General features: G+C 66.0%; 5 protein-coding genes. All 5 read right to left on the bottom strand.

Annotated elements, in window-relative coordinates; all coding sequences use genetic code 11:
• Positions 1-828: 828 nt before the first annotated feature.
• Positions 829-1,263 (bottom strand): zinc-binding dehydrogenase, encoded by a 435-nt coding sequence (locus tag Q1L50_RS01225; RefSeq protein ID WP_366145198.1) that lies wholly within the window; start codon positions 1,261-1,263, stop codon positions 829-831.
• Positions 1,264-1,910: 647 nt separating this feature from the next.
• Positions 1,911-5,069, bottom strand: coding sequence for an efflux RND transporter permease subunit (locus tag Q1L50_RS01220; protein WP_300335301.1), 3,159 nt, complete (start codon positions 5,067-5,069; stop codon positions 1,911-1,913).
• Between the two features lie 30 nt (positions 5,070-5,099).
• On the bottom strand, positions 5,100-8,306 hold the full coding sequence (locus tag Q1L50_RS01215) for an efflux RND transporter permease subunit (RefSeq protein WP_300335300.1): 3,207 nt from the start codon (positions 8,304-8,306) through the stop codon (positions 5,100-5,102).
• 17 nt (positions 8,307-8,323) lie between these two features.
• On the bottom strand, positions 8,324-9,526 hold the full coding sequence (locus tag Q1L50_RS01210; RefSeq protein ID WP_300335298.1) for an efflux RND transporter periplasmic adaptor subunit: 1,203 nt from the start codon (positions 9,524-9,526) through the stop codon (positions 8,324-8,326).
• A gap of 18 nt (positions 9,527-9,544) precedes the next feature.
• A partial coding sequence (locus tag Q1L50_RS01205) for a TolC family protein (RefSeq protein ID WP_300335296.1) occupies positions 9,545-10,252 on the bottom strand: 708 nt, incomplete at its 5' end.

Genomic DNA, 10,252 nt, shown 5'->3' with positions numbered 1-10,252 from the left:
GCGGGTAAACGCTCGGCGTCGAGGAAAACAGTTCCACCGGACGAGTCTGCGGCTTCCTGACCAGCGTGACGCCGCGGGCGTTTGCTCGCTCGCTGGGCACACAGCCAACCCTCGCGCCCGCTTGTCGCCTTGACTGCACCGAGGGCGTAAGTGGCTGACGGATGGCGATCCGGGCACATGCGGCGCGCGTAAAGACGGCCTCGGTCTCTATGGCAGTAAGCGCGATACCGCACTTACTGCCACCTCACAGCTTAGCGCCCCTCCGCTGCGTCAAGGGAAGCTTCGCCAGGCTGCAAAAAACCGCAGCCTGCCCTTGACCCAACTCCGAGGCTTCCCTTCCTCACGCGCGAAGCGTGTCCAGTTCCCTCAAAAAACCGTCATCGGAGCGCGCCGCGGCGGCGTCGCGGCTCCGCAAAACCCCGTTCGGTCACTGCCTACATCGTGCAGATTACCGACTCCTGCGCATCTCCTGGATCCGTTTCCGCGAGCGAAAAAGGGTCAGGTTTCGTGAGCGCCGAGGGGCAGCGGATCTCGCGGAAACCTAGCCCGCCTGAACGGCGGCTTTAGGGAAGTCTGGATGGCCGCTTGGGGTCGATTACCGCCATTTGGCAAGATCGGATGCGGTCGTTCGCAGGCGCCACGCTTCAACAACGCTTGCCGGTAGCGACGCACATCCCAATGCAGTTGAACGCCGTCGGCAAACCGTCAGGCTCCTCGGCAAGGGCAAGCGGCCAGTCATGTCCTCCGCTCGTGCTTCAGGTCGTTGGACACTCAACCTGAGACAAGGCGCCGTCGAGACGGAAGGCCCCGGCTACCCGCCGACAGCGCTCATCGGGAGCCATCGGGCACGGGCTTTCCGCGCGCTCTTCCTGATTCGGGGATCGCGTGCGCACGTTTCAGGTTGGCCGCATTGATGATGACGTAGTACTCGACGAGGGTGCTGCGGGGTTGCCCCTGGTCCACCATCTCGGCGATCTCGCACAACAGCCGCCCTCGGCGGACCATGTCATCGGTCTCGAATGGGGAGCACGTGAACATCAACCCCCAGTGCAACGAAAGGCTCTTGCGTTTGAGCAGGGACCGGTCGATCGAGGCCGGGTCACCGATCGATCCGAACAGCCCTTGCGGAGCGATCGACTCCCCAGGCTGCGCAAAGTGTTGCTCAGTGTGAGTCAGGCTGACGGCGTAGTCCAACGCCGACCTGACGCGCTCGCGGTGGCTGCTGACGTGGTGGGCGCCCATTGGCGCACCCGGCCATGTCATGCTGGTTCAATTGATCGGCTTTCTCGTTCCTCCTGGTTCGGGGTTGATGCCCGGGGCCCGGCAGATGGCCATCAGCTCGGGTTCGGCGGCGGTGGGCTTGCGGACCTTCAGCGTGCGTCCGTCGCGCGGGCGTAAGCTTTCCGTCACCCGGAACTGTACTGAGAGGGTTTCGCGCCGAGTCGCCCAACTCTCGTCAATGCCGGCCGGCCGCCTTTGGAGTCATGCGGAGGAGCTGCACACACTGGTAAGCCAGGACGGTGATGAACAGATGACCGTCGCAGCGATCTCCCTTGTGGTGATCGACCGGCCATCGCGCTCCGGTGACGCTAGCCAGACCACCCTTCCGCCCCAGGCCCCGCCGTTTCCACGGATCTCGACTTTCGAATCGCCGGCTTTCGTCGGCCAGACGCCGGTCGTCTTCCACGCGCAGTTGCGGCGCGCCGCGTGCCGCAGCTGCCAATCCGCGGCACCCGCACACGGTGAGCAGCGAGCGCTCTAGGAATCCGCGCCTGGTCGTCATGACCATCCATCCCCCGTGCAAGGCCCGGCCTGCCGTAGTGCCGATCTCTTCGGAAGACGTCTCAAGTCAACGCGCACTTCGAAGCGCCTCATTTAGACGCCCGGCGGATGCGCCACTTGATTGGGAATCAGGCGCACGTTCCGCGTCGGTCGCCAAGACAGCGCATGAGCACGTAGAAGACGGAAACGAAGGGAATGGCAAGGAAGGTGGACGCAGCCATGCCGCCAAAGACCACGGTGCCAAGTGCCTGCTGGCTGGCGGCTCCCGCCCCCGAGGCGGTCAGCAGCGGCACGACGCCGAGGATGAACGCAACCGAGGTCATGACGATGGGCCGGAGTCGACGGCGCGTCGCTTCGATCGCCGCCTCGGTCGGCGTCATTCCCGCGGTCGTCAGCACGCGGGCGAACTCGACGATGAGGATCGCGTTCTTGGCGGCAAGGGCGGTCATCAGCACGAGGCCGATCTGGGTGTAGATGTCGATCGGGAAGCGGCGCAGCAGCAGCGCGATCACGATACCGACAAGCGCCATCGGCACGGTCAGGATCACGGCGACCGGATCGACCCAGCTCTCGTACTGCGCCGCGAGGACGAGGAAGACGAGGGTAATGGACAGCGCGAACAGGAGATAGGACTGGTTGCCCATCAGCTTCTCCTGGTACGCGAGCCCGGTCCACTCGTAGGCCATGCCGGGCGGCAGCGTGCCCGACGCGAGGTCGTGCATCCGGTCGAGCGCCTGGCCCGAGCTGTACTTTGGCATCGGGATGCCGATGAGAGCGGCCGCCGGGTAAAGGTTGAAGCGATAGATCAGCTCCGATCCAAGCGTGGGGCGCAGTTCGGCGAGCACGCCTAGCGGCACCATCTGTCCGGCGCTGTTGGCGACGGCGAGATTCCTGAGGTCATCCGGACGCCGGCGGTACTCCCCATCGGCCTGCACTCGCACCTGGAAGCTCTGATTGAACCTGTTGAAGAGGTTCACGTAGCTCGAGCCGAGATCCGTCTGCACCGTCTTGAACACCTCGTCGATGGAGACGCCGAGGGCTCTTGCCATGCTGCGGTCGAGATCGAGAAAGAGCTGCGGGCTGTCCGCGTTGAAGGTGGTGAAACCGAGGCGAAGGAAGCCGGGCTCGTCGCTCGCCTTGCCCAGCAGTGCGTCCGTCGCCGCCTGCAGCCGGCGTGCCCCGAGGCCGCCGCGATCCTCGATCATCATCTGGAAGCCGAAGGCGATCCCCAAGCCGGGGATCGGCGACGGCGGGAGGACGGCGAACTTCGCCTGGGGAATCGACTGGAACTTCTGCTGGAGGTCGCCGATCAGCTGCAGCTGGGAGAATCCCGCGGGGCGCTTGTCCCAGTCGTCGTAGATCACGAAGGTCGTCACCGCGTTGGAAAGTTTGGCCGAGTCGAGCGCGGAATAGCCTCCAATAGTCACCCATCCTCTGACGCCGGCGGTCTTGGCGAGCAGGGAATCGACGCTCGAAGCGACCTCGCGGACGCGCGGCTGCGCAGCGCCGGGCGGAAGCTGGGCGATCACGACGCAGTACCCCTGGTCCTCGAGCGGCATCAGCGCCGTGGGATAGACGGCGAAGACGCCGGCGGCGCTTCCGACCAGCGCAAGGAAGACGCACGCCATGCGGCGCGGCCGATGCGCCATCCAGCCGACGAGGTCGAGGTAATGGCGCTCCAGCGCGCCATACGCGCGATTGAAGCCGCGGTAGAACCAGTTCACGCGGTGTTCCTGCGGGCGCGGCTTCAGGTAGAGCGCGCACTGTGCCGGCTTGAGCGTCAGCGCATTCACCGCGCTGATGATTGCGGTGGCCGCGATGACGAGCGCGAACTGGCGGAACATCTGGCCGCTGATCCCGGGCAGGAACGACGCCGGCAGAAAGACCGCGGTGAGTACCAGCGTGACGCCGAGAATCGGACCGGTCAGCTCGCCCATGGCCTTGATCGTCGCCTCCCTGGGCGCGAGACCCTGTTCGATGTAGCGCGAGGTGTTCTCGACGATCACGATGGCATCGTCGACGACGATGCCGATGGCCAGAATGAGTGCGAAGAGCGTCATCAGGTTGACGGTGAAACCGAGCGCCGCCATCGCCACGAAGGCGCCGATGATCGTCACCGGCACGGTGGTCGCCGGCACCAGCATCGCGCGCGCGTTCTGCAGGAACAGCATGATCACCAGCAGCACCAGCACGCCCGCCTCGATCAAGGTTTCGTAGACGGCGCTGATCGACTGGCGGATGAAGACGGTCGTGTCGTAGAGCGCGGTGTACTCGAGGCCGGGCGGAAAGACCTTGCCCATCTCGGCCATCAGGGCGCGCGCCTCGCCAGCCACCTGGAGCGCGTTGGCTCCCGGCAGCGCGAACACCGCCACGTGCGCGGTCTTCTTTCCGTTGAGGCTAGAGAATACGGTGAATGCCTGCTGGCTCAACTCGATCCTGGCGACGTCCTTCAGGCGCACCAGGGAAGCGGTCTGCATCACCTGGGCGCCAGTCGAAGCGCCCGAACTCCGGATCGGCGGCGGCTCGCTCTTGACGACGATGTCCTCGAACTGCGCGGCGCCGGACAGTCGACCCAGCGCGTTCAGGGTGAAGTGGAAGATCTGGTCGCCGCCCGTCGGCGGGCCGCCGATCTGCCCCGCCACAACCTGCGCGTTCTGCTGCTCGATTGCCTTCTGCACCTGCATGGCGGTCAGGCCGTAGGCCTTCAGCTTCGCCGGGTCGAGCCAGACGCGCATGCTGTACGGCGCACCGCCGAAGATTTGGACCTGGCCGACACCGGGCAGGCGCGCCAGCGGGCCCAGCAGGTTGACGATCGCGTAGTTGCTGAGGAAGGTCTCGTCGAAGCGATCGTCCTGCGAGTAGAGGCTCTCGATCAGCAGGATGTTGGTGCTGACCTTGCGCACCGTCACCCCCTGCGCCCGCACCGGCTGCGGCAACTGGGGCACGGCGCTGTTCACCGCGTTCTGCACCAGCGCCAGCGACGTATCGAGATCGGTGCCGATGGAGAAGGTGACCGTGAGTGTGTAGCTGCCGTCGCTCCCGCTCGTCGATTGCAGGTAGATCGAGTTTTCGACGCCGTTGATGGCGCGCTCGAGCGGAATGCCGATCGTGTGCGCCACCGTCTCGGCATTGGCGCCGGCGAAGTTGGTCGCCACCTGGATCGTCGGCGGGACGATTTGCGGGTACTGGGCGACGGGCAGACCGTACAGGCAGACCGCACCCAGCAGGAGCGTGACCAGCGCGATGACGTTGGCGAGGACGGGCCGGTCGATGAAGAACCTGGACATGAGTCGGGGCCGCCTCCGCCGCTCGCTCGCCTAGGGCGCGTCCGACGCCTGCGCCGGCGCGCGCCCGGCGTCGCCGGCGACGCTCCTCCGCTTCCGCCTGCGCTCGGCGAGGTTCTCCATCACGACATAGAAGCCGGGCACGAACGGAATGGCGAGCAGGGTCGAGGCGATCATGCCGCCGAAGACGACCGTGCCGAGTGCCTGCTGGCTGGCGGCGCCGGCGCCGGTCGCCGTCAGCAGCGGTACCACGCCGAGGATGAAGGCGATCGAAGTCATGACGATCGGTCGGAAGCGGCGGCGCGCGGCCTCGACCGCCGCGTCCGCCACCGGCATTCCGCCGGCCCTAAGCTGTTTGGCGAACGCGACGATCAGGATCGCGTTCTTCGCCGCCAGCGCGATCATCAGGACCAGGCCGATCTGCGTGTAGAGGTCGGCCGGAAAACCGCGGATCGCCAGCGCGGCGACGATCCCGACCAGCGCAATCGGCACCGACAGGATCACCACCGCGGGATCGGTCCAGCTTTCATACTGGCCCGCGAGGGCGAGGAAGACGAGGGTCAGGGACAGCGCGAAGATGAAGTAGGCCTGCTTGCCGGCCAGCCGCTCCTGGTAGGCGAGTCCGGTCCAGTCGTAGCCCGCGCCCGGAGGCATGCTCGCCACCGCCACACGCTGCATGGCGTCCAGCGCCTGCCCGGAGCTGAAGCCCGGTGCCGCACCGCCGACGACCGATGCGGAAGGGTAAAGGTTGTAGCGGGTGATCAGTTCCGAGCCGAGCATCCGGCGAACGCTGACGATCGCGCCGAGCGGCACCATCTGCCCGCTGCGGTTGGCGACGTGGAGCCCGGCGATGTCCTGCAGCTGCCGGCGGTGATCGGCCTCGCCCTGCACCCGCACCTGCAAGCTCTGGTTGAACTTGTTGAACTGGTTCACGTAGGTCGAGCCCAGATAGGTCTGCAGCGTCTGGAAAACGTCGTCGATCGTCACTCCCAGCGACTCGGCCATCGTCCGGTTGATGTCGAGGTAGAGCTGCGGGCTGTCGACGCTGAACGTCGTCGTCATGCCACGCAGCGCCGCTTGCTCGCGCGCGTTCGACAGGATCTGTCGCACGACGTCCTGGAACGGACGCGGGCCGATGCCGCCACGGTCCTCGAGCACCATCTCGAAACCACCCGCCTGCCCGAGCCCGGGAATCGGCGGGGGAATGAGGACGGCGAACTCCGCCTTGCGGATGGCACCGAGCCGCTCCCGCAGCTCGGCGATGACCTTCGCCTGGGAGAAACCTGCTGGACGCTGGTCCCAATCGTCGTACATCACGTACCCGGTGACGACGTTCGAGAGCGTGGCGGAGTCGAGCGCGGAGTAGCCACCGCTGGTCACCCACCCCTTGATCCCTCGGGTCGTGCCGAGCACCGCGTCGATGTCCGCAGCCAGTTCCCGGACGCGCGGCTGGGCGGCCCCGGGGGGAAGGCGAGCGACGACCAAGCAGTAACCCTGGTCCTCGACCGGCAGAAACGCGGTCGGATGCCGTGCGAAGGCCGCGCCGGCGAGAACGACGATCGCCAGGAACAGGCACCCCATGCTGCGCGGATGAACCGTCAGCCAGCGCACGGCTCCGATATAGCGCCCCTCCACGGCTTCGTAGACCCGGTTGAAGCCGCGGTAGAAGCCGTTGACCCGGCGTTCGCTGGTCTGCGGTTTGAGGTAGAGAGCGCATTGCGCAGGGTTCAGCGTCAGCGCGATCAGCGCGCTGATGATTGCGGTGGCGGCGATGACGAGCGCGAACTGGCGGAACATCTGGCCGGTGATCCCCGGCAGGAACGACGCCGGCAAGAAGACGGCGGTGAGCACCAGGGTGATGCCCAGGATCGGGCCCGTCAGCTCGGCCATGGCCTTGATTGCCGCGTCTTTGGGCGCCAGCCCCTGCTCGATGTGGCGCGAGGTGTTCTCGACGATCACGATCGCATCGTCGACGACGATGCCGATGGCCAGAATGAGCGCGAAGAGCGTCATCAGGTTGACCGTGAAGCCGAGCGCCGCCATCGCCGCGAAGGCGCCGATGACCGTCACCGGCACCGTGATGACTGGCACCAGCATCGCGCGCGCGTTCTGCAGGAACAGCATGATGACGATCAGCACCAGCACACCGGCCTCGATCAGTGCCAGGTAGACGCCGTGGATCGAATCGCCGATGAACGCCGAGGTGTCGAGCAGCGCCGTGTACTCGAGACCCGGAGGAAACTTCTCGCGCATCTGAGCCATCGACCGACGCACTTCCTCCGCCACCTTGAGGGCGTTTGCCCCGGGCAGCGTGTAGACGTTGATCTGGGCCGCCTTCCTGCCGCTGAGACCGGAGAAGGTGGCGAACGTCTGCTGGCTCAGCTCGACCCTGGCCAGGTCCTTGAGCCGAACGATCGCGGCGGTCTCTCGCGCTGGCGTCGCCTTCAGAAGTTGGGCGCCCTGGCTCGATGGCGGCTTGCTCTTGACGACGATGTTCTCGAACTGCGCCACGTCGGACAGTCGCCCCAGCGTCAAGACGGTGAACTGGAAGATCTGGTCGGATGGAACCGGCGCCGCACCGAGCTGCCCGCTGGCGACCTGCAGGTTCTGGTTCTGGATCGCGTTCTGGACGTCGAGAACGGTCAGGCCGTAGGACTGGAGCTTCGTCGGGTCGAGCCAGATGCGCATGCTGTATGGCCCGGCGCCGAGGATCTGCACCTGGCCGACCCCGGGCAGGCGCGCGAGCGGGCTCTGCAGATTGATCAGCGCGTAGTTGCTGAGGAAGGTCTCGTCGAAGCGGTCGTCGTCGGCATAGAGGCTGCCGATCAGCAGGACGTTGGTGCTGACCTTCTGCACGGTGACGCCTTGCGCCTGGACCGCCTGCGGCATCTGCGACAGCGCGCTGTTGAGCGCGTTCTGCACCAGCGCGATCGAGGTGTTGAGATTGGTGCCGACTTCGAAGGTGAGCGTGAGCGTGTAGCTGCCGTCGCTGCCGCTGGTCGATTGCATGGCGATGGAATTCTCCACGCCGTTGACCGCCTGCTCGATCGGAATGCCGACGGTGGTCGCCACGACCTCGGCGCTGGCGCCCGGGTAGGTCGTCGCAAGCTGGATCGTCGGCGGCACGATCTGGGGATACTGGGCGACGGGAAGGGTGACCAGGCAGGCGAGCCCGAGCACCGCGATGATGATCGCGATGACATTGGCGAGGATCGGCCGTTCGACGAAGAATCTGGACATGCCGGCGCCGCCGCGATTCAGCTGCCCGGTTTGGCTCGAGCCGCTGGCTCGGTGCTGGCCACTGGGTTCGGGCTCACCGCGCGACCCGGAACGGCTTGCAGCAGTCCTTCGACGATCACCAGATCGTCCGCAGTCAGGCCTTCGCTGACGACGAGACGGTCGCGGACCTGCAAGCCGACCTTCACGCCGCGGCGTTCGACGACGTTCTTCGCATTGACGACGAGGACGTATTCCCCCTGCTGGTCGAAGCGGACGGCATCGCCGGGAATCAGGAGCGCGTCCTTCTGTTCAAGGGCTGACACCCGCACCCGCGCGAAGAGGCCGGGAAGTATCGCCCGGTCGCGATTGGCGAAGACGCCCCGCACCTGAAGGGTTCCGGTCGTGGGCGCGATGCCGATGGCAGCGAAGTCCAGGTGCCCCTGGTGCGGATATCCGTTATCGGTGAGCAGACCGAACGCCACCGGAACCAGCCCCCGGGTGATCGCGCCCCGCGGCAGCGTCTTCTGCCGTTCGATCACTTGGAGAAGCTCGCGCTGGTCGACGGTGAAGTACACGTAGATGGGGTCGATCTGTTCGATCTCGGCGAGGGCCGTTGGCTGACCAACGCCGCCGACCAGGTTGCCCTGGTCGACGAGGTGCCGGCCGATACGCCCATCGATGGGTGCCCTGACCAGCGTGTAGCTCAGGGTGAGCTGCGCGATCTCCGTCTGGGCCTGGGCGGAGATCAGCCTGGCCCTTGCCTGATCCTTCTCCGTCTGCCAGTGGTCGACCTGGGTCTGGGTCGCGGCGTCCTGCCTGACCAAGCCCGTGTAGCGCCGCAGCTCGGTTGTCGCGTGCCAGAGCGCCGCCTTCTGCACCGCCACCTGCGCCTGCGCCTGCCTGAGCTGCGCCTGATACTGAGCCTGCTGGATGGTGAAGAGGAGATCGCCTTTCTTCACCTGCTGACCGTCGGTGAAGTGGATCTTCTCGAGATAACCCTCGACGCGGGCCATCACCGTGACCTTTTGCGTCGCTGCCGTGTTGCCGGTGAAGTCGAGGTAGTTTGCGACGCTCTCGGCGACAGGTTTCGCTACCGTGACCGCTGGCGGCGGAGGGGTCGCGGCTTCCTTCGCATCCCTGCAGCCGCCGATCGACAGCGTCGCCGCCACGACGGCAAGCAGGCGCACCAGCCCGCGGCAGCGGCGCGCGCTTGAAGGCATCATCTGCGGCTTCCGGTGCACTCGGGCGCGTTCACCGGATCACCACGCCGGTGGCCGGACCAGCGGCCCGACGTCCTCGGGCCCCGGCAGACCGGGCGCTTGCGGTCGCAAGAGGTCAGGCGTCCCCCAATCGGTCCGGGTTGCCATCTCTTCCCGCGTCGCCAGCGGCACGAAATCGCGACCATTGCGCAATTCCCATCCACCCCCCATCGCTCGATAGGCCTTGATCAGGCCGAGCGGGATGTTGCCCTGCGCGATCGCGAGACTGTTTTGCGCCTTGTAGAGGTTTTCCTCGGCATTCAGCACGACGGTGAAGTCGACCGTGCCCTCCTTGTACTGGAGGAGTGCGATCTGGAACGCGCCAGTCGCGGCCACGACGCTCGTCTGCAGGAAGGCGGCCTCGCTGCGCGACTGGCCGAACTCCGTGATGCCGTTCTCCACCTCCTGCTGGGCCTTGAGCACCGCCTTCTGGTAGTCGACGAGCAGCCCCTGGAGCCTGGCGTCCTGCACGCGCACGTTGTTGGTGAGCTGACCGTAGTTGAGGATGTTCCACTGGATCCCGGGTCCGGCGGAGTAGCCCAGGCTGCCGGAGCCGAGGCTCGATTGGCCGACGTCGGAACTCAGTGTCGCGGCCAACCTGAAACTGGTCGCCATCCGCTGGCGTGAAACTGGGTGTTCTTCGAGGCTTTGATGTAAAGCTGGTTTTTCTTCGCTGTTTGGGTCTTCTTTGGTTTTCTTTCCAGATCG

It is taken from the genome of Accumulibacter sp. (assembly GCF_029255145.1).
Classification (GTDB): domain Bacteria; phylum Pseudomonadota; class Gammaproteobacteria; order Burkholderiales; family Rhodocyclaceae; genus Accumulibacter.
Note: the sequence above shows the minus strand (reverse complement) of the source record. Positions and strands in the feature narration are given on the sequence as shown.